The 19,132-nt window shown below is 73.1% G+C and carries 15 protein-coding genes; 10 read left to right on the forward strand and 5 right to left on the reverse strand.

The genetic code is table 11. The features are described from left to right. Window positions 1–217 precede the first annotated feature (217 nt). From A6A06_RS07315 to A6A06_RS07340, 6 genes are all read left to right on the forward strand, one after another. Complete coding sequence (locus A6A06_RS07315) at window positions 218–1,027, forward strand: helix-turn-helix domain-containing protein (RefSeq protein WP_073760283.1); 810 nt, start codon at window positions 218–220, stop codon at window positions 1,025–1,027. 80 nt (window positions 1,028–1,107) lie between these two features. Further along, entirely contained in the window at window positions 1,108–2,601 is a 1,494-nt protein-coding gene (rimO, locus tag A6A06_RS07320) for a 30S ribosomal protein S12 methylthiotransferase RimO (protein ID WP_073760285.1), read from the forward strand. Next, window positions 2,598–3,287, forward strand: a complete 690-nt coding sequence (pgsA, locus tag A6A06_RS07325) for a CDP-diacylglycerol--glycerol-3-phosphate 3-phosphatidyltransferase (protein ID WP_073760287.1) — start codon at window positions 2,598–2,600, stop codon at window positions 3,285–3,287. The genes rimO and pgsA overlap by 4 nt, the downstream gene beginning before the upstream one ends. A 126-nt stretch (window positions 3,288–3,413) precedes the next feature. Further along, window positions 3,414–3,917, forward strand: coding sequence for a CinA family protein (locus A6A06_RS07330; RefSeq protein ID WP_073760289.1), 504 nt, complete (start codon window positions 3,414–3,416; stop codon window positions 3,915–3,917). A gap of 109 nt (window positions 3,918–4,026) precedes the next feature. After that, window positions 4,027–4,410 carry a helix-turn-helix domain-containing protein gene (locus A6A06_RS07335; protein ID WP_073760291.1) on the forward strand — a complete coding sequence of 128 codons (384 nt, stop codon included), beginning with the start codon at window positions 4,027–4,029 and terminating at the stop codon, window positions 4,408–4,410. A gap of 505 nt (window positions 4,411–4,915) precedes the next feature. After that, on the forward strand, window positions 4,916–5,386 hold the full coding sequence (locus A6A06_RS07340) for a Dps family protein (protein WP_073760293.1): 471 nt from the start codon (window positions 4,916–4,918) through the stop codon (window positions 5,384–5,386). A 38-nt stretch (window positions 5,387–5,424) separates the two neighbouring features. On the opposite strand, the gene A6A06_RS07345 is transcribed toward A6A06_RS07340, so the two are convergent. Beyond that, window positions 5,425–6,594: a methyltransferase domain-containing protein gene (locus A6A06_RS07345; RefSeq protein ID WP_242440620.1), complete on the reverse strand. Its 1,170-nt coding sequence runs from the start codon at window positions 6,592–6,594 to the stop codon at window positions 5,425–5,427. 366 nt (window positions 6,595–6,960) lie between these two features. Between A6A06_RS07345 and A6A06_RS07350 the strand changes: the two genes are divergently transcribed. After that, the gene (locus A6A06_RS07350) at window positions 6,961–7,380 is read left to right on the forward strand and encodes a PPOX class F420-dependent oxidoreductase (protein ID WP_073760295.1); all 420 of its coding nucleotides are present in this window, start codon (window positions 6,961–6,963) and stop codon (window positions 7,378–7,380) included. 217 nt (window positions 7,381–7,597) lie between these two features. Here A6A06_RS07350 and hemC read toward each other — a convergent pair whose 3' ends face one another. From hemC to A6A06_RS07370, 3 genes are all read right to left on the reverse strand, one after another. Continuing rightward, on the reverse strand, window positions 7,598–8,572 hold the full coding sequence (gene hemC / locus A6A06_RS07355) for a hydroxymethylbilane synthase (RefSeq protein ID WP_073760297.1): 975 nt from the start codon (window positions 8,570–8,572) through the stop codon (window positions 7,598–7,600). Between the two features lie 891 nt (window positions 8,573–9,463). Further along, on the reverse strand, window positions 9,464–10,297 hold the full coding sequence (locus A6A06_RS07365) for an Fpg/Nei family DNA glycosylase (protein WP_073760552.1): 834 nt from the start codon (window positions 10,295–10,297) through the stop codon (window positions 9,464–9,466). A gap of 301 nt (window positions 10,298–10,598) precedes the next feature. Continuing rightward, a complete protein-coding gene (locus tag A6A06_RS07370; RefSeq protein ID WP_073760299.1) occupies window positions 10,599–15,362 on the reverse strand; it encodes a DEAD/DEAH box helicase in 4,764 nt (1,587 codons plus the stop codon). A 134-nt stretch (window positions 15,363–15,496) separates the two neighbouring features. Between A6A06_RS07370 and A6A06_RS07375 the strand changes: the two genes are divergently transcribed. The 3 genes from A6A06_RS07375 to A6A06_RS07385 all read left to right on the forward strand — a co-directional run bounded on the left by A6A06_RS07375 (window position 15,497) and on the right by A6A06_RS07385 (window position 17,651). Beyond that, window positions 15,497–16,468: an AraC family transcriptional regulator gene (locus A6A06_RS07375; RefSeq protein ID WP_079193855.1), complete on the forward strand. Its 972-nt coding sequence runs from the start codon at window positions 15,497–15,499 to the stop codon at window positions 16,466–16,468. A gap of 125 nt (window positions 16,469–16,593) precedes the next feature. After that, the gene (locus A6A06_RS07380; protein ID WP_073760554.1) at window positions 16,594–17,346 is read left to right on the forward strand and encodes an AzlC family ABC transporter permease; all 753 of its coding nucleotides are present in this window, start codon (window positions 16,594–16,596) and stop codon (window positions 17,344–17,346) included. Next, the gene (locus tag A6A06_RS07385; RefSeq protein ID WP_073760301.1) at window positions 17,343–17,651 is read left to right on the forward strand and encodes an AzlD domain-containing protein; all 309 of its coding nucleotides are present in this window, start codon (window positions 17,343–17,345) and stop codon (window positions 17,649–17,651) included. Before A6A06_RS07380 ends, A6A06_RS07385 begins: the two co-directional genes overlap by 4 nt. 173 nt (window positions 17,652–17,824) lie before the next feature. Here the strand turns inward: A6A06_RS07385 and A6A06_RS07390 are convergent, their stop codons facing one another. Beyond that, window positions 17,825–19,129, reverse strand: a complete 1,305-nt coding sequence (locus A6A06_RS07390) for an MFS transporter (RefSeq protein WP_199930742.1) — start codon at window positions 19,127–19,129, stop codon at window positions 17,825–17,827. Between the last annotated feature and the right edge of the window lie 3 nt (window positions 19,130–19,132).

Raw genomic sequence — 19,132 nt, forward strand, 5'->3', positions numbered from 1 at the left:
GGCGTGCGAGAGCGTAAGCAACCGTTTCTCCCGCCGATACGTCAACTTGAGGGAGGTGGTGGGAGGATGTCTCGGCATCGGCACCCGGACCGGGCGTCCGGCGGCCTCCTGCGGCCTTCTGATGGCGTACAAAGACCGCACTTCCGCTTGCCCGACCCTTTCGGTACACCCCTAGACTGAACCTCCAGCAGGTGGCTCACGCTCGAAAGGCGCCCACGTGTCCATCGGCAACTCCCCCGAAGACGACCGGCCCTCCATCGGCCGCGCCATCCAGCAGGCCCGTATCGACGCAGGACTGACCGTCGAAGAGGTCAGTGCCTCCACGCGGGTGCGCGTGCCCATCGTGCAGGGCATCGAGCAGGACGACTTCTCGCGCTGCGGCGGCGACGTCTACGCGCGGGGGCATCTGCGCACCCTCGCGCGCGCCGTCGGGCTCGATCCGGAACCGCTGATCGCGCAGTTCGACGGGGACCGGGGCGGCCGCCCCGAGCCGACCCCCGCCGCGCCGCTCTTCGAGGCCGAGCGCATCCGGCCCGAGCGGGGCCGCCCGAACTGGACGGCGGCGATGGTCGCGGCCATCGTCGCGGTCGTCGGCTTCGTGGGCTTCACCCTCTTCAGCGGTGGTGACAAGGGGAGCGCGGTCGCCGAGGGTGACAACACCGTGGCGCCGGTGCAGCCGACCAAGCCCGCCGCCGGCAAGTCCGGCAGGACGGCCAAGCCCACCACCGCCCCCGGGCCCTCGGAGAGCGCCGTCGCGGGCGTACCGAAGGGCAAGGTCACCATCAAGATCATCGCGAAGGACGGGCAGAGCTGGATCTCCGCCAAGGACGGCAACGGCCGCCTGCTGGAGGACGGCCTGCTCAAGAAGGGCGAGTCGAAGACCTTCACGGACAAGAAGCGGATCGACCTGGTCGTCGGCAATGCCGGTGTCGTGCAGCTGTTCGTCAACGGCAAGGAGGTCGAGAAGGTCGGGGACAAGGGTGCGGTCGAGCGGCTGAGCTACTCGGCAGGCCCGCAGGCGGGCTGAACAGGCCCGTCCCGGGGCGCCGGGCGGACGGGGCAACCCTGGCAGCGAGGGAGGTTGCCGGGACAAAGTAGGCTGACTCCATGCCCGAACGCCGTACCGTCGCCCTTGTCACTCTTGGCTGCGCCCGTAACGAGGTGGACTCGGAGGAGCTCGCAGGCCGCCTGGCAGCGGACGGCTGGGACCTCGTCGAGGAAGCCGCCGATGCCGATGTCGCCGTCGTCAACACCTGTGGATTCGTCGAGGCCGCGAAGAAGGACTCCGTCGACGCCCTGCTCGAAGCGAACGATCTGAAGGACCACGGCCGCACCCAGGCGGTGGTGGCCGTGGGCTGCATGGCCGAGCGGTACGGCAAGGAGCTGGCCGACGCCCTCCCGGAGGCCGACGGCGTGCTCGGCTTCGACGACTACGGCGACATCTCCGACCGGCTGCGGACGATTCTGAGCGGCGGCAACGTCGAGGCTCACACCCCGCGCGACCGCCGCAAGCTGCTGCCGATCAGCCCGGCCGAGCGTCAGGACGCCGCGGGCGTCGCCCTGCCCGGCCACGGCGAGGCCGCCCCGGCCCCGGCCCCCGCGGACCTGCCCGAAGGCGTGGCGCCCGCCTCCGGCCCCCGCGCGCCGCTGCGGCGCCGCCTGGGCACCAGCCCGGTGGCCTCCGTGAAGCTGGCCTCGGGCTGCGACCGCCGCTGCTCGTTCTGCGCCATCCCGTCCTTCCGCGGCTCCTTCATCTCCCGCCGCCCCTCCGACGTGCTCGGTGAGACCCGCTGGCTGGCGGAGCAGGGGGTGAAGGAGATCATGCTGGTCTCCGAGAACAACACCTCCTACGGCAAGGACCTGGGCGACATCCGCCTGCTGGAGACGCTGCTGCCGGAGCTGGCGGCCGTCGACGGCCTGGAGCGCATCCGGGTCAGCTACCTGCAGCCCGCCGAGATGCGTCCCGGCCTGATCGACGTGCTGACGCAGACGGAGAAGGTCGCCCCGTACTTCGACCTGTCCTTCCAGCACTCGGCGCCGGGCGTGCTGCGCGCCATGCGGCGCTTCGGCGACACCGACCGCTTCCTGGGCCTGCTGGAGCAGATCCGTACGAAGGCGCCGCAGGCCGGTGCCCGCTCGAACTTCATCGTCGGCTTCCCCGGCGAGACCGAGGACGACGTCGCCGAGCTGGAGCGCTTCCTGACCGGGGCGCGGCTGGACGCGATCGGCGTGTTCGGCTACTCCGACGAGGACGGCACCGAGGCCGCCACCTACGAGAAGAAGGTCGACCCGGACGAGGTCGCCGAGCGCCTCGCGCACATCTCCCGGCTGGCCGAGGAGCTGACCGCGCAGCGCGCCGAGGAGCGGCTGGGGGAGACCCTCACGGTCCTGGTGGACAGCGTCGACGAGGAGGACGGGATCGTGGGGCGCGCCGCGCACCAGGCCCCCGAGACCGACGGCGTCACCTTGCTGCGGACCGCACTCGACCTTGCGCCGGGTCGTATGGTCGAAGCAAAGGTCGTGTCCAGTGAAGGCGTCGACCTGGTGGCCGAGGTGCTGTCGGTGGACGGCGCGCCGTGTACTGAGGAGGCGGGCAGATGACCGGAGTCCCGGCTTCCGCGGCCGGTGGGCACCACCGCCCGGCGCCGGCCGTCCGGACGGTCGGGCTGTGGAACATCGCCAACGTCCTGACGATGGTGCGGCTGCTGCTCGTACCGGGCTTCGTGATGCTGCTGATGCACGGCGACGGCTACGACCCGGCCTGGCGCTCGTTCGCCTGGGCGGCGTTCGCCATCGCCATGATCACCGACCTGTTCGACGGCCATCTGGCGCGCCAGTACAACCTGGTCACGGACTTCGGGAAGATCGCCGACCCGATCGCGGACAAAGCGATCATGGGCGCGGCGCTCATCTGTCTGTCCGTGCTGGACGATCTCTCGTGGTGGGTGACGGGCGTCATCCTCTTCCGCGAGCTGGGCATCACGCTGATGCGGTTCTGGGTGATCAGACACGGAGTGATCCCCGCCAGCCGCGGCGGGAAGCTGAAGACGCTCGCGCAGGGCACCGCGGTGGGCATGTACGTGCTCGTGCTGACCGGGCCGCTGGCGTCGTTCCGGTGGTGGGTGATGGCGGTGGCAGTGGCGCTGACCGTCGTGACCGGGCTGGACTACGTACGGCAGGCGGTCGTCCTGCGGCGGGCCGGACTGGCCGAGGCACGGGCCGTACAGGCCGAGGAGCGGGCCAGGACGGCCGCGGAGGCGCACCGCGACGGGGAATCCGCGCGGTGAGGCCGGCGGCGGCCGCACGGGCGACCTTCCGAAGTGGCTGCGGAAATGCACGCTGAAACCGGCGGGGCCGGTGGGGCCGGTGGGGAAGCGGGCGGAGGGGCCGGAGAGGGCTCCGGAACGCGCTCCGTGGCGGCGCGGGCGCTCGACGTGCTCGCGGCGCGCGGGCAGAGCCTGGCGGTGGCCGAGTCCCTGACGGGCGGCCTGGTGGCCGGAGCGCTCACCGGGGTACCCGGAGCCTCCCGGGTCTTCCGGGGCTCCGTGACGGCGTACGCGACCGGGCTCAAACGGGACATCCTGGGTGTCGACGGGCCGCTCCTCGACACGCACGGAGCTGTTCACGCGGAGGTTGCCCGCCAGATGGCCCGTGGTGTAAGGCGTGTGCTGGGCGCGCACTGGGGTATCGCCACTACAGGGGTTGCCGGACCGGACCCTCAGGACGGACAGCCCGTGGGCACCGTTTTCGTCGCGGCCGACGGCCCCGGCGGCGCGGGCGGCGTGCTGCGCCTCACGCTTGACGGCGGCCGCGAGCGGATCCGGCAGGACACGGTGGCGGCAGCGCTCCGGCTGCTGGTGAGCGAACTGACAGAGAATGCGACGGCACAGGATACGGAACAACGGGGGGAAATTTGATGTTTGCAGCCCTGAGTGAACACGAACTCGCGCCCCGCACGGCCGAGGCCCAAGGCGGTACGGTGGGGCGAGAAGGATCCGGATCCGAGGTCCGAGGAGGGAGCCAGCGATGATTCTGCTTCGTCGCCTGCTGGGTGACGTGCTGCGCCGACAGCGTCAGCGCCAGGGCCGCACCCTGCGCGAGGTCTCCTCCTCCGCCCGGGTGTCGCTCGGCTACTTGTCCGAGGTCGAACGGGGACAGAAGGAAGCCTCTTCCGAACTGCTCTCGGCGATCTGCGACGCGCTCGATGTACGCATGTCCGAGCTCATGCGGGAAGTCAGCGACGAACTGGCACTCGCGGAGCTGGCACGGTCCGCGGCCGCGAGCGACCCGGTGCCCGCGCCGGTCCGCCCCAAGCTCAACTCGGTGTCCGTGGCCTCGCTGGCCGGGGTCCCGGAGGACCGCGTGACGATCAAGGCGCCCGCGGAGGCCGTCGACGTCGTCGCGGCCTGAGCCTGCCGCGTCCGCCGGATCGGCGGGTGCATCGGCCGGTGGTGCGTCGGGCGGTGGCTCGGCCCGGTGGGCAGCTGCCGACGGTCGGCCCGGGGGTTGCGCCTCCGGCGTCCGGCGAGGAGTGGCGGCGTTCGCCCTCTCACGTGGCCGTCCAGCCTCCTCGCTTTTCCCACTGCCACCCACCCCCCCCAACGTGATCCCCACTCCCTTCCTCGCCTCGGCGCCTCCGTAGGCGTTCCCTGAGTGCGACCCAAAGACTTCCCAGAGCCCCGTACGGCAGCCGCTGTACGGGGCTCAGGGCTTTCCGGGGCCTTCGGTCGGGCCGAAGGGAAGGGGGTGCGGGGACTTTCGTCAGGGGCTGCTGGGACTTTCGTCATCAGGTGGAATCGGGTGGGACACGTGCGCGCATTACTGCGTCGCTTCTGGGTACCCGATCCGTACAGACAGGATTAATCGTTTGTACGATGGGCGAAGCGGAGTCATTCGCCCGAAAAGGAGTAAAAGGATGTCTGTCGTCAAGAGCACGCTGTCCGACGACGACCGCAAGGTGGTCGGGGACGCACTGCAGGGAGCCCTCGTCGACCTGGTGGATCTCTCGCTCGTGGCGAAGCAGGTCCACTGGAACATCATCGGTCCGCGTTTCCGGTCCGTGCATCTCCAGCTGGACGATGTCGTGGACACGGCGCGCGCGTACGCCGACACGGTTGCCGAGCGCGCCTCGGCGATCGGTGTGTCCCCGGACGGCCGGGCCGAGACGGTCGCGAAGACCAGCGGTATCGACACGGTGCAGGACAACTGGATCAAGGATGCCGAGGTCGTACGCGTCATGGTCGACGCGCTCGGCGCCGTGATCGCCCGGATGCGCGAGCGCATCGGCACCACGGACAAGCCCGACCCGGTCACCCAGGACATCCTCATCGGCCTGACCGCTGATCTGGAGAAGCACCACTGGATGTTCCAGGCGGAGTCCGCCTGACCGTTCACGGTCACTCACTCACGGCGGTCAGCGCCGCATCAGCGCCCCTCCGGCATGGCCAGGGGGGCGCTTGGCGCTGTCGCCGTAACCCGGACCTGCTGCGTTTCGGCTGTGACGACGAGGCCGTGGCGGGCGATGGCCGGCTCGCCGACGCTCGCCCACTGCCGGTGAGCCGCCTCCACCTCGTCCCAGAGGCGGCGCGGGCCGTGCTGCCGTACGGGGAAGGCGGCGGTCTGCCGGCCGTCGTAGTCCACCGACGCCCATGACGTCGCGTCGTCGTCGGCCAGCCACAGGCGGGTGTGCGCTTCGTCCGTGCCGGTGTCCCAGGAGTGCCACACGTCGGGCACGCGCAGGCCGACCGCGAACTGTGCGTCGAGACTGTTCCCCGCCACGGCCCAGGGAGACAGTGCCGTACTGGAACGGCTGGGCCGCTGCCCCGCCTTCAGGATGTCGCGGTCGAGGTCGGCGGTCGCGCGATGGCCGCGCATGACCATGTAGGAGCCGTAGCCCGCGAACTGCCCGATGGCCGTGCCGTCGGGACCGCGGGTGAGGACCAGCGTGCCGTACGTGATCCAGCTGGTGCTCCACGGCACGACGAGGCGGGCCCCGGGCGGCGTCTGGGCGAGCCAGGCCGCGGGGACGGCTCGTACGGAGCAGGTCGAGATGATCCGGTCGTACGGGGCCGCGGCGGCGTGGCCGAGGGCTCCGTCGCCGGTGACGACCGTGGGGGCGAGGCCGACGGCCGTCAGGTTGGCGCGGGCGGTGTCGGCCAGTACCGGGTCGATCTCGACGCTCACCACGTGGTCGGCCCCGAGCCGGTGGGCGAGGAGAGCCGCGTGGTAGCCGGTGCCGGTCCCGATCTCCAGTACGCGGTGCCCGTCGGCGAGCGCGGCCTCCTCGATCATGCGCAGCACCGTGCCGGGGGCGGAAGCGGACGAGGTGGGCTCCCGGAACCCGTCGTCGTCCTCGGCGATCTGCGTGACGAGCGGTACGTCGCTGTACGCGGCCTCGGCCCAGCGGACCGGGTCCGTGGAGCGGTCACAGGGCGCATGGCCACCGGCACCGTCGCGAATCCAGACCCGCTCCGGTAGGAACCGGTCCCGCGGCACGGCGTGCACGGCCTGGGCCCAGGGGGCCGGAACGGGGTGGCCGAGGGCGTTGGCCAGGTGGGAGAGGAGGGTGGCGGGGGTTGGGGTGGGGGTGGTCACTTCTGGTCCGGCTTGGGCTGCGGTTCAGGTGGCGGAATCGGCCGACCTGGCTGCTGCCCGTCATCCCCGATCGGGCTCCTGTGCTTCATGTCCATGATGCGGCCCCGTTGGTTGCCGTGTCCGAGGTGCCGACGGTAGCGGAGCGTGACGGGCCGGAGGGAGGGCGCACGCCCCGCGCACCGGGTGCGGATGATCGTCCCCAGATGCAGCCGACGTGCGCCGTTGCTGATGCCGTAGAGAAATGTTCGGCGTGCAACCGGCTGGGTGAGCGTGCGGGTGGCGTGTCTGTGGTTCGGGAGGGTGGGGGCGGACGATCATGGTGGGCAAACGAACGCCGGATCAGCAACGTATGGAGGAGTGTCCGCTATGTCGAAACCCCCGCTGCCGCGCGAGGCGGTCGCCATGCTGGAGAAGGCCAACCCGTCCGTCATCACGACCCTGCGGTCGGACGGCCAGCCGGTCTCCACGGCGACCTGGTACCTCTGGGACGACGGCCGGGTGCTGGTCAACATGGACGAGGGCCGCAAGCGCCTGCAGCACATGCGCAACGACCCCCGGGTGACGATCACCATCCTCGACGAGTCGAGCTGGTACACCCACATCAGCATCATCGGCCGCGTCACCGAGTTCCGCGAGGACGAGAACCTGGCCGACATCGACCGGCTGGCCCACCACTACCTCGGCGATGCCTACCCGCGGCGCGACCGCGCCCGGGTCAGCGCCTGGATCGAGATCGACCGCTGGCACGGCTGGGGCACCCTCAAGGACAGCAGCCAGGCCGGCTGACGGCCGGAGTCCGATCGGAGTCCGGCCAAAGTCCGACCGGAGGCCGATGAGCTGACGGTCGTGTCGTGGTCCGACGAGCGGAAGACCTCCTCCGGGAAGCCCGGGGAGGTCTCTTCTCGTGCGGGTGCGGGTGCGGGTGCGGGTGCGGGTGCGGATGCCGGACGCGGATGGGGATGCGGATGGGGATGCGGTGCCGGAGCGCCGTACGGGCGGGGGATCAGAGCGGTGTTCCCGTGTCGATCAGGGAGCGTGCCCCCTGGCTGAGGAGTTCGGTGGCGGCGTGCGCGCCGAGCGCGGCCGGGTCGTGCGGTGCGTCGCTGCTCAGGTGCACCTGCGCGAAGGCGGTGCCGTCCGGGGAGAAGACCAGGCCGCGCAGGGACAGCCGGCCGTCGGAACCGGTGACGCAGTATCCCGCGATCGGACTGTTGCAGTGGCCGCGCAGGCCCTGGAGCATGACGCGTTCGGCGGTCGCCTCGGTGAGCGTGGGCTCGTGGTTGAGCCGCTCCAGCAGCGCGGCCACGTCACCGTCGGCACGGCGGCACTCCAGCGACAGGACGCCTGCCCCGACGGCCGGCAGCAGTTCCTCGACCTCGAAGACCTGCCGCACCCGGTGGGTCAGGCCCAGCCGGGCCAGCCCGGCGCTCGCCAGAACCATCGCGTCCAGCTCGACGTGCGCGTCCCGCTTGCCGTCCAGGAGGTCCAGGCGGGTGCCGACGGCGCCGCGTACGGGAACGATCCGCAGATCGGGGCGGATACGCAGAAGTTGGGCCCGGCGGCGTACGGAGGCGGTGCCGATCCGGGCCCCGGGCGGAAGGTCGTCGAGGTGGCGCGCCGCCGAGTGCGCGGGGACGACCAGGACGTCCCGGACGTCGGCGCGCTCCAAGTGGGCGGCGACGACCAGACCCGCGCGGAGCGGCACGTCGCCGGGCACGTCCTTGAGGCAGTGCAGGGCGAGGTCGATGTCGCCGCTCTGCAACTGCGCGTCGATGGCTTTGACGAACAGTCCCTTGCCGCCGGTGCCGGACAGGTCGCCGTGCCAGAGATCGGCCTCGGTCTGGACCGGGACGGTCACGGTCCGCAGCTGCGGGTCGAGCCGGTGCAGCAGCCGGGTGACGTGGTCGGTCTGGGCGAGGGCCATGGGGCTGGTACGGGTTCCGATGCGCAGCTCGCGGGCGGGGGAATCGGCGCTCACGGAAGGCCTCCGTTCGGTGGATCTCGGGCGGTGCCCGCCGCGGGGCGGTGATCAATCAGTGCAGCGTAAGAGACACCGGGCGGCGTGCCGGGGAGGCACGTGTATGCGCTGGCGTGCGAAGACGGGCGGGCGCGGGCAGCCGTCTGGATGCGGGCCGGGTGGCGGGGGGCGAAAATACCGGGGGAGACCGAGATCCCGGAGAACGGGGCATGGACGAGCGGGCCCCGTCGAAACGTTCGCGCCGGTTGTGCCCCGGTGCGCCCTCCCGCTGGGTGGCCGCGCCCGTCTAGCGTCGACCGGAGGAGGCAGCCATGGCTAGGGGGTGCGATTTCTTCGCCCGGCTCGGCATATCCCCGGTCCGGCTGGCGGCCGGGGCCGCCGCGGGGGGCCTGTGGTGCTGGGCCGTACTGCGGATGACGCTGTGGCCGGATGCGTCGGGGACCGTCGAGGGGATGGTGGCGGCCGGGGGATGGGGGCTGAGCCTGCTGCCGGTGCACTGCGTCCCGTGGGCGGAGCGGAGGCGGGGCAGGGGTGGGGACGGGGGGACCAAGGCGTGGCGGCGCCGGGGGCGGGGTCGGGGTCGGGGTCGGGGTCGGGGGCGCGGTGGAGGGGCTGGTGGTCGGGCGTAGGGGGTGTGGGGGGGCTTGGGCTGGTGGGTGTGATGGGACGGGTGGATGGGGCGGGCGGATGTCGTTGGGTCACCCGGTTGGCGTAGGGGAGACGGGTGCGTGGAGCGGGGGTGAGGTGTGTTGTCGGACGGGAGGGGGGTGGGTCTGATGCGGGTGGGGGAGGACGGCCGTTGCGAGGGTGGCTTGATGGAGTCCCGGAGAGGTGGCCGAGTGGCGGGGCGTCAGGCGCTCGAACCGGGTGAGGCGGTTGGGTGACGTACCGTCAGGTGCTCGTGCCGGGTGAGGTGTTGCCGTCTGCCGGGGCGGGTGTCCCGTCCGGTTGGCAGGTGGGGCACCAGTAGGTGACGCGCTCCTGGGTGGGTGGGCCCTGTTCTCCCGTACGGACCGGTGTGCCGCACCGGAAGCAGGGGCGCCCCGCGCGGCCGTAGACCCACTGGCGGCGGTCCGGGCGGGCGCTCGGCGTCGTGACGCGGGCGAGGCGGTCCTTGTTGGCTTCGAGGAGCTTCTTGGCGAGGGTGGTGGCGCGCTCGGGCGTGGGCAGGCGGCCGATCGGCAGCCAGGGGGAGGCGCGCAGCAGGAAGCACAGTTCGCACTTGAAGACGTTGCCGATGCCGGCCAGGTTGCGCTGGTCGAGCAGGGCTTCGCCGAGGGGGCGCGCGGGGTCGGCGAGCAGTCGGCGCAAGGCCTCGGCCGGGTCCCAGTCGGGGCCGAGGAGGTCGGGGCCGAGATGGCCCACGGCGTCGTCCTCGTCGGCGGTGTGCAGCAGTTCGAGTACGGGGAGGCGGTAGCCGACGGCGGTACGGTCGGCGGTGGCGAGGATCGCGCGGATCTGGTGGGCGGGACCGCCGCGCCAGCGCTCCGCGGGTGCGTAGATCTTCCAGGCGCCGTCCATGCGCAGGTGCGAGTGGAGGGTCAGGCCGCCTTCGACGCGGGTGAGCAGGTGCTTGCCGCGCGGGACCACCTCCAGGACCGTACGGCCGGACAGGTCGGTGGTGGCCAGCTTCGGTACGCGCAGGTCGGTTCGGGTCAGCGGCTTGCCGGCCAGCGCTTCGTGGAGGAGGCGGGCGGCGCGCCAAACGGTGTCGCCTTCGGGCATGGGGACATTGTGCCGGGTGGGGGCGTGCGCGGCGGCCGGGCGCACGTGGGTGGGGCGCGGGCGCTGATCGGGCCGTATCCGATGTCGTGCGGCGTGCGATGGGTGTTGTGCGGAGTGCGGAGTGCGGAGTGCGGAGTGCGGAGTGCGGAGTGCGGAGTGCGGCGTACGGCGTACGGCGTGTGGCCTACGGCGTGTGCGGCGTGGGGTGGTCGTGATCGGGCGTGCGGTGTGTGGGGCGGGCGTAATCGGGTGTGCGGCGCGTCGGGTGGTCGTGGTCGGGCGTGCGGGGTGGTCGTGGTGGTCAGGGGCGGAGGCGGAAGCCGCGTGGGGTGGGGTGGAATCCGGCGGTCTCCAGGGCAGGGGCGAGCGGGGCGGTGAGCGCGGCGGTGCCGTTGACGCGCTCCACGGTGATTGTGCCGAGGGCGCCCGCGCGGGCGGCGTCGGTGAGGGCTTCGAGGGCGAGCCGCAGGCGGGTGCCGGCGGGGGAGCCGCTGTCGGGCGCGGTGCCGTCACCGGACTGCGTCCAGGCCAGCAGCGTCTTGCCGCCGCGCTCCATGTAGAGCGTCAGCTCGCCGTCGACGAGGACGACGAGGGAGCCCGCCTTGCGGCCCGGCTTGTGCGTCGAGCCGTCGGGCGGCTCGGGCCAGGACAGGGCGGCTCCGTACGCGTTCGCCGGGTCGGCGGCGGCCAGCACCAGGGCCCGCTGCGGTCCGGCGGAGCGGCGGTCTCCCGGGCCGTCCTGGGCGAACTCGTCGGCGACGCGCTCACGGCTGGTGTTGACGGCGCGGAGCCGGTCGACCGCGCCGTCCATCGCGAACTGCGCGGCGCCCAGCCCTTCGACCACGTAGCCGCGCCGGGCCTGCCCGGTCTCCTCGAAGGCGGCCAGGACGCGGTACGCGGCGGAGAAGCCGCCCTCGACGCCCTCGGCGGCGACGGCGCCACGGGTGACGACGCCGTGGCGGTCGAGGAGCGTGCGCGCCAGGGCGTGGGCGCGGTGGGTGGGATCCGGTTCGGGGGCGGGCAGCAGCGACCAGCGGCCGGCGACGGTCGGCGGGCCGGAGCGGGACGCGGTGGGGCGGCCGGTACGGCCGGTGGCCGCGGTCAGTGTGCCGTACCGGCCGCGGGGGACCGCGCGCTTGGCCCGGTGGGCGGTGGAACCGGACGTGCGGCCCGAGCCGAGGAGGGAGCGGAGCGGGGCGAGGGTGTCGTTGGTGAGGCGGCCGGACCAGGCCAGGTCCCAGAGGGCGTCGGCGAGTTGCGGGTCGGTGCAGTCGGGGTGGGTGGTGGCGCGGACCTGGTCGGCGAGCTGGCGGAAGAAGAGGCCGTAGCCGGGGGCGAGGGCCTGGAGGACCGAGTGGTGCAGGGGGGACAGCTCCAGCGGGTGCGGGGGTGGCAGGAGCAGGGGGGCGGTGTCGGCGAGGTGGAGGGACACCCAGCCGTCCTTGCCGGGCAGGGACCCCGCGCCGGCCCACAGCACTTCGCCGGTGGAGGTCAGCTCGTCCAGCAGGGCCGGGGCGTAGTCGCCGACCCGGGAGGGCAGGACCAGCTTTTCGAGGGCGGAGGCGGGCACGGATGCCCCTTGCAGCTGCTCGACGGCGCGGACCAGGCCGTCGATGCCCCGCAGTCCGTACGACCCGCCGCGCTGTGCCCCCTTCCCGTACGGCACCTTCGAGGTGAGCGGGCTCACCTGCTGCCACTGCGGGAGGAAGGACGCGAGGGCGGCGGGCGGTACGGGTTCGAGTTCGTGCCGGAGCGCTGCCAGGGAACGGCGGCGCAGCCGGCGCAGTACCTGGGCGTCGCACCATTCCTGTCCGATGCCGGAGGGGTGGAACTCGCCCTGGACGATGCGGCCGGCGGCTGCCAGGCGCTGCAGGGCGCCGTCCGTGACGGCCGTGCCGAGGCCGAAGCGGGTGGCGGCCTGGTCGGAAGTGAAGGGGCCGTGCGTACGGGCGTAGCGGGACAGGAGGTCGCCCAGCGGGTCCTTGACGGGCTCGGTGAACGACTCGGGGACGCCCACGGGCAGGGCCGTGCCCAGGGCGTCGCGCAGCCGGCCCGCGTCCTCGATCGCGGCCCAGTGGTCCCGGCCGGCGATCCGGACCGTGATCGCCCGGCGGGCCGGGGCGAGCTCCCGGACCCACCCGGGGTCGGCGCCGCGCTCGGCCAGTTCGTCGTCGGTGAGCGGGCCGAGCATCCGCAGCAGGTCCGCGACGCCCTCGGCGTCCTTGACCCGGCGGTCCTCGGTACGCCACTGGAGCTCGCTCTCCAGCTCGGCCAGGACGTCGGCGTCGAGCAGCTCGCGCAGCTCGGCCTGGCCGAGGAGTTCGGCCAGCAGCCGGGAGTCCAGGGAGAGGGCGGCGGCCCGGCGCTCGGCGAGCGGGGAGTCGCCCTCGTACAGGAACTGGGCCACGTACCCGAACAGCAGGGAGCGGGCGAACGGGGAGGGCTCGGGCGTGGTGACCTCGACGAGACGGACCCGGCGGGCCTCGATGTCACCCATCAGCTCCGTCAGGCCCGGCACGTCGAAGACGTCCTGGAGGCATTCGCGGACGGCTTCCAGCACGATCGGGAACGACCCGAACTCGCCCGCCACCTGGAGGAGCTGGGAGGCGCGCTGGCGCTGCTGCCACAACGGTGTGCGCTTGCCGGGGGTGCGCCGGGGCAGCAGCAGGGCGCGGGCCGCGCACTCGCGGAACCGGGAGGCGAACAGGGCCGAGCCACCCACCTGGTCCGTGACCACCTGGTCGACCTCGCCCTTGTCGAAGACGACGTCGGCGGCGCCCACCGGGGACTGCTCCGGGTCGTACTCCAGGCCGCGGGCCGCCGGGTCGAAGTCGCCGGTGTCGCTGTCGAGCAGGTCCAGGCCCATCAGGTCGGCGTCCGGCAGGCGCAGCACGATGCCGTCGTCGGCGTGCATGACCTGGGCGTCCATGCCGTAGCGCTCGGAGAGGCGGGCGCCGAGGGCGAGCGCCCAGGGGGCGTGCACCTGCGCGCCGAACGGGGAGTGCACCACCACCCGCCAGTCGCCCAGCTCGTCGCGGAAGCGCTCGACGACGATGGTGCGGTCGTCCGGCACATGGCCGCAGGTCTGCTTCTGCTCGGTCAGGTACGCGAGGACGTTGCCCGTCGCCCAGTCGTCCAGGCCGGCGGCGGCCAGCCGCCCGCGGGCGGCCTCCGGAGCGAGCGAGCCGATCTCGCGGAGGAACGCGCCGAGCGCGCGGCCCAGTTCGAGAGGGCGGCCGAGCTGGTCGCCCTTCCAGAACGGCAGCCTGCCGGGCACACCGGGGGCGGGGGAGACCAGCACCCGGTCGCGGGTGATGTCCTCGATGCGCCAGGACGTCGTACCGAGCGTGAAGACGTCGCCGACGCGGGACTCGTAGACCATCTCCTCGTCCAGCTCCCCGACCCGGCCGCCGCCCTTCTTCGGGTCGGCTCCGGCCAGGAAGACGCCGAACAGGCCCCGGTCGGGAATCGTGCCGCCGGAGGTGACGGCCAGCCGCTGCGCGCCGGGACGGCCGGTGACCGTCTGGGCCACGCGGTCCCAGACGACGCGGGGACGCAGCTCGGCGAAGGCGTCGGAGGGATAGCGGCCCGCGAGCATGTCCAGGACGCCGTTGAACGCCGATTCGGGCAGGGCCGTGAAGGACGCGGAACGACGGACCAGGCTCAGCAGCTCCGGCACGTCCCAGGTGTCCATCGAAACCATCGCGACCAACTGCTGGGCCAGGACGTCCAGCGGGTTGGCGGGGACGCGCAGGGACTCGATGGACCCGGTGCGCATCCGCTCCGTGACGACCGCGGCCTGCACGAGGTCGCCGCGGTACTTGGGGAACACCACCCCCCGGGACACCGCGCCGACCTGATGGCCCGCACGGCCGACCCGCTGGAGGCCGGAGGCGACCGACGGCGGGGACTCCACCTGCACCACCAGGTCGACCGCGCCCATGTCGATGCCCAGCTCCAGACTGGACGTGGCGACGACGGCCGGCAGCCGGCCTGCCTTGAGGTCCTCCTCCACCTGGGCGCGCTGCTCCTTGGACACCGAACCGTGGTGGGCGCGGGCCAGCAGCGCCGGCGCCCCCTTGGCGGCACCGGCCTCGGCCATCAGCTCGGCCGGGGAGTGGTCCTCGGGCAGCGACTCGCCGGTGGCGCGCTCGTACGCGATCTCGTTCAGCCGGTTGCACAGGCGCTCGGCGAGGCGCCGGGAGTTGGCGAAGACGATCGTCGAGCGGTGTGCCTGGACCAGGTCGGCGATCTTCTCCTCGACATGCGGCCAGATGGACGGCTTCTCGCCGGTGTCGCCCTCCTGGACGGGGGAGCCGCCCAGTTCGCCAAGATCCTCGACGGGGACGACGACCGACAGGTCGAACTCCTTGCCGGACGGGGGCTGGACGGTCTCCACCCGGCGCTGCGGCGACAGATAGCGGGCGACCTCCTCCACCGGGCGCACGGTCGCCGACAGGCCGATGCGCCGGGCCGGGCGCTCCAGCAGGTGGTCGAGCCGCTCCAGGGAGAGGGCGAGGTGGGCGCCGCGCTTCGTGCCCGCGACCGCGTGCACCTCGTCCACGATCACCGTCTCGACGCCCTCCAGGGCCTCCCGGGCGGAGGAGGTCAGCATGAGGAAGAGCGACTCGGGGGTGGTGATGAGGATGTCCGGCGGCCGGTTGGCGAGGGAGCGGCGCTCGGCGGCGGGGGTGTCGCCGGAGCGGATGCCCACCCGGATGTCGGGTTCGGGCAGTCCGAGGCGGACGGACTCCTGGCGGATGCCGGTCAGCGGGCTGCGCAGATTGCGCTCCACGTCGACCGCCAGGGCCTTCAGCGGGGAGACGTACAGCACGCGGCAGCGCTTCTTCGGCTCGGCGGGCGGGGGGACGCTCGCGAGCCGGTCGAGCGAGGCGAGGAAGGCGGCCAGGGTCTTGCCGGAGCCGGTCGGCGCGACCACCAGCACGTCCGAGCCCTCGCCGATGGCCCGCCAGGCACCTTCCTGCGCGGCGGTGGGCGCGCGGAAGGCCCCCGTGAACCATTCGCGGGTCGCGGGGGAGAACGAGTCGAGCGCTGCCTTGGCCATGTCCCCCATCGTGCAACGGACCACTGACAATCGGCGGTGACCCGCCGCTCACCTGCGGTGATCTCCGAGCGGTGGCGGCGTCCATGTGCCGGACGGGGGCACCGGGGCGGGCCGCGCCGGAACACAATGACGCCATGACGGGGAACGGGGCGGAGGCCACGGAGGGCACGGCGGGTACGGCGGGATCGCAACGCGCGGAGGACGCGGAGAGCGCGGAGAGCGTCGTGGCGGCGGACGCGGAAGCCGCCGTCGGCGGGTCTCCGGCCCCGGCGCGCACTGGCCGGAAGGGCGGCGAGTGGGCCCGGCACTGGCGGTACGCCGAGCTGCCCGGCCTGGACCTGCTGCGCGCCCGCTACGTCCGGCACGCCTTCCCCCGCCACTCCCACGACGGCTACGTCCTGGCCGCCGTCACCGGCGGCGTCGAGCGGGTCGGGCTGCCGGACGGCGTCACGGATGCAGGGCACGGCGGCATCGTCATGATCAACCCCGAGGTGCCGCACACCGCGCAGGCCGGCGCGCCGGAGGGCTGGGCGTACTCCACGCTCTACCCCTCCGAACAGCTCGTCGCCGCTATCGCCGCCGAGACGACCGGCCTGACCGGCACCGCCGCGTTCGCCGAGACGCTCACGGACGACGCCCACGCCGTACACCTGATCAACGGCGTGCACCGCGCGGCTGAAAAAGGCAACGCGCTGGCCGCCGACAGCCTGTTACGCATCGTGGTGGCCCGGCTGCTGAGGCGCCACGGCGGCACGTTGCCGGTCCGTACGCCCCAGGCGGCGGGGGCACGTACCGCCGAACGCGCCAGGGCGCTCCTGGAATCGCGGCTGACCGCACCCCCGACCCTGGAGCAACTGGCTCAGGAACTGGGCACCAGCCCGTTCGCCCTGCTGCGCGCTTTCAAGAACGCGTACGGGATGCCGCCGCACGCCTGGCTCACGGACGCCCGTATACGCCGGGCGCGTCTGCTCCTGGAGGCCGGTACGGCACCGGCGGAGACCGCCGTCGCCGTCGGGTTCACCGACCAGCCGCACCTGAACCGGCACTTCACCCGGATCGTGGGGGTGCCGCCGGGCGCGTACCGGCGTGGGCGGGCGGGGGCGTAGCGACGTGGGCGGGCGGCGTGACGGCTCAGGGGGCGGCGCAAGAACGTACAAGACCCGTGGGCAGAGGGCTTTCTAGTGTCCGGGGCGTGACACAGCGAACTGAGCAGGTACAGGGAACTGAGCAGATACAGGGAACTGAGCGGGTACAGCGAACACGGTCGGCTCCGGAACCCGCGGCCGACGCCAGACCCCCCTCCGCGGTCGTCAGGGACGCGCTCGGCGTCGGCGTCGCCGTCGGGCTGTCCGGCTTCGCCTTCGGGGTGACTGCCGCGGGCGCGGGGCTGACGGTGGTGCAGGCCTGCGCGCTGAGCCTGCTGGTCTTCACCGGCGCCTCACAGTTCGCGCTGGTCGGCGCGCTGGCCGCGGGCGGCAACCCGTTCACCGCGGCGGCCGGGGCGTTCTTCCTGGGCACCCGTAACGCGTTCTACGGCCTGCGGCTGTCCGGTCTCCTCGGATACCGGGCCGCGGCCAGGCCGTTCGCCGCCCACTGGGTCATCGACGAGACCTCGGCCGTCGCCCTGGCCCAGCCCGACCGGCGCAGCGCGCGCCTCGGATTCACGGTCACCGGCCTGGCCCTGTACGTCCTGTGGAACCTCACCACCCTCGCCGGGGCCGCGGGCGCCGAAGCCCTCGGTGACACGGAGACATGGGGGCTGGACGCGGCCGGTCCCGCGGTCTTCGTGGCGCTGCTCGCGCCCATGCTCCGGCCGGCGGCGGAACGCGCCGTCGCGGGACTCGCGGCCGTGCTCCTCCTGGTGACGCTGCCGCTGCTGCCCGCGGGCGTACCGGTCCTGGTCGCGGCGCTCGCCGCACCGGCCGTCCTGTACCTGGAGGGGCGCCGGGCCGGTACCGGTACACGGAAGGCGGACGCACGATGAGTGTCTGGATCGCGATCGGCGTCACCGCCGTGGGCTGCTACCTGGTGAAGTACCTCGGCCTTCTGATGCCCGCGGGTGTCCTGGAACGGCCGCTCGTGAAGCGTCTCGCCGCCCTGCTGCCGGTGGCCCTGCTCGCCGCGCTCACCGCGCAGGAGACGTTCAGCGACGGACACCAGCTGCTGTTCGACGCCAGGGTGGCGGGTGTCGCCGCCGCGGTCGTCGCACTGCTGCTGCGCGCACCGTTCCTGCTGGTCGTGGCGGTCGCGGTGGCGGTGACGGCGGGGGTGCGGGCGCTGGGTGGGTGAGGGGTGAAGGGGAGAGGTGCGAAGGGCGAGGGGCGAGGGGCGCGGGGGGCGCGGAGGTACGGGTGCGGTCGGAGACGGGCACGGGCGCGGGAGGGGGGAGGCGTTGGGTACGGGCGCGGGGCGCGTTCGGAGACGAGCGCCCGGCGTTCGAAGGCCCGTCGCACTCCCCGCCCTCACCCCTTCACCACCGTCGCCTCCGCCACCCCCAGTCGCCGCGCGTCCCGCTCGGGGCGCAGGAAGAGCGTGACGGCCATCCCGGCCACGATCGTCAGGCCCGCCATCGTCCCGTACGCGCCGACGTACCCGTCCGCGACGGTCTCCCCGGCGTCCACCAGCCGCCCCGTCACCGCCGGTGCCAGGATGCCCGCGAGGGCGAAGACACAGGTCAGTGCGCCGAGGACGACGCCGCGCCGGTCCGCGGGGGAGATCCGGGAGACCGAGGTCTGCGCCACCGTCAGGATGATGTCCGAGACGGCCATCGGACCGAGCAGCAGGACGGCCTTCAGCCACAGCGCGTCCGTCGTCGCGAAGGCCAGGGTCGCCGCACCGGAGAGCAGCAGCACCAGCCCGTTCTTCACACCTGAGGGGAGCGGGATGCGGGGGCGCAGACCGGCTGCCGCACGCCTGCCCGCGCGCTGTACGAGCAGGCCGTGGACCAGCATCGCGGTGCCCTTGGCCAGGGCTGCCAGCATGATCAGCAGGCTCGCCTGGCGCAGTCCCAGCCCACCGACCTCCTGGAAGTAGTCCGCGGCCCAGGTGAGGGTGGCCGACACCGTCCAGAAGGCGGCGAACGCGCCGAGGGCCGCGGACAGCCAGGTGCCGGAGAGCAGCAGCTTCCGGTACGGGGCGGAGCCGCCGCCCCCGGGGGCGCTCCCGGTGGACCGCCGCCCCACCGGGGGCGCCAGCGGCCCTTCCTCGCCGTACCGGAACCACAGCGCGGCCCACACCAGGCCGACGAGACCGACCACGCCGAACGCCCAGCGCCAGCCCCACGCGGCGGTGACCGCGCCGAGCACCGGCGCCGCGATGGCGACACCCGCCGCCGCGCCGACCAGGAACACGGCGGTCGGCAGCGTACGGTCGCGCTGCTCGAACCAGCCGTGCAGATGGTGTACCGCCACCGGGGTCGCCGGTCCCTCCGCCGCGCCCAGCAGCACCCGGGTGGCGACCAGGACGCCGAACCCGGCCACGCCGAGCAGCATCGGCAGCTGAGCGGCGGACCAGAGCAGCGCCATGGCGAGCAGCAGGACCGGAGTGCGCACCGCACGGGTGAGGAAGGAGCCGCCGAGTGCCGCCAGGCTGAAGAGGGCGAAGAACGCGGCGGACGCGGCGCCGAACTGTTCACGGGTGAGGTGCAGTTCGGCCATCACCGGGTTCGCGACCAGGCCCATCACCGTCTTGTCGGCGAAGTTGATGAGCATGAACGCGACCAGCAGCCAGGTGGTGCGCCAGGCCCGCCGACGTACGGAAGCGGTCATTCC

The sequence above is a fragment of the Streptomyces sp. CB02923 genome (genome assembly GCF_001905005.1).
Classification (GTDB): domain Bacteria; phylum Actinomycetota; class Actinomycetes; order Streptomycetales; family Streptomycetaceae; genus Streptomyces.

What these genes read in the sequence shown, in the direction of transcription:
- rimO (WP_073760285.1), top strand. Translation starts at nt 1,108, where the DNA reads ATGCCCGAACGCCGTACCGTCGCCCTTGTCACTCTTGGCTGCGCCCGT.
- pgsA (WP_073760287.1), top strand. Translation starts at nt 2,598, where the DNA reads ATGACCGGAGTCCCGGCTTCCGCGGCCGGTGGGCACCACCGCCCGGCG.
- A6A06_RS07335 (WP_073760291.1), top strand. Translation starts at nt 4,027, where the DNA reads ATGATTCTGCTTCGTCGCCTGCTGGGTGACGTGCTGCGCCGACAGCGT.
- A6A06_RS07340 (WP_073760293.1), top strand. Translation starts at nt 4,916, where the DNA reads ATGTCTGTCGTCAAGAGCACGCTGTCCGACGACGACCGCAAGGTGGTC.
- A6A06_RS07350 (WP_073760295.1), top strand. Translation starts at nt 6,961, where the DNA reads ATGTCGAAACCCCCGCTGCCGCGCGAGGCGGTCGCCATGCTGGAGAAG.
- A6A06_RS07365 (WP_073760552.1), bottom strand. Translation starts at nt 10,297, where the DNA reads ATGCCCGAAGGCGACACCGTTTGGCGCGCCGCCCGCCTCCTCCACGAA.
- A6A06_RS07370 (WP_073760299.1), bottom strand. Translation starts at nt 15,362, where the DNA reads ATGGCCAAGGCAGCGCTCGACTCGTTCTCCCCCGCGACCCGCGAATGG.
- A6A06_RS07375 (WP_079193855.1), top strand. Translation starts at nt 15,497, where the DNA reads ATGACGGGGAACGGGGCGGAGGCCACGGAGGGCACGGCGGGTACGGCG.
- A6A06_RS07385 (WP_073760301.1), top strand. Translation starts at nt 17,343, where the DNA reads ATGAGTGTCTGGATCGCGATCGGCGTCACCGCCGTGGGCTGCTACCTG.
- A6A06_RS07390 (WP_199930742.1), bottom strand. Translation starts at nt 19,129, where the DNA reads ATGACCGCTTCCGTACGTCGGCGGGCCTGGCGCACCACCTGGCTGCTG.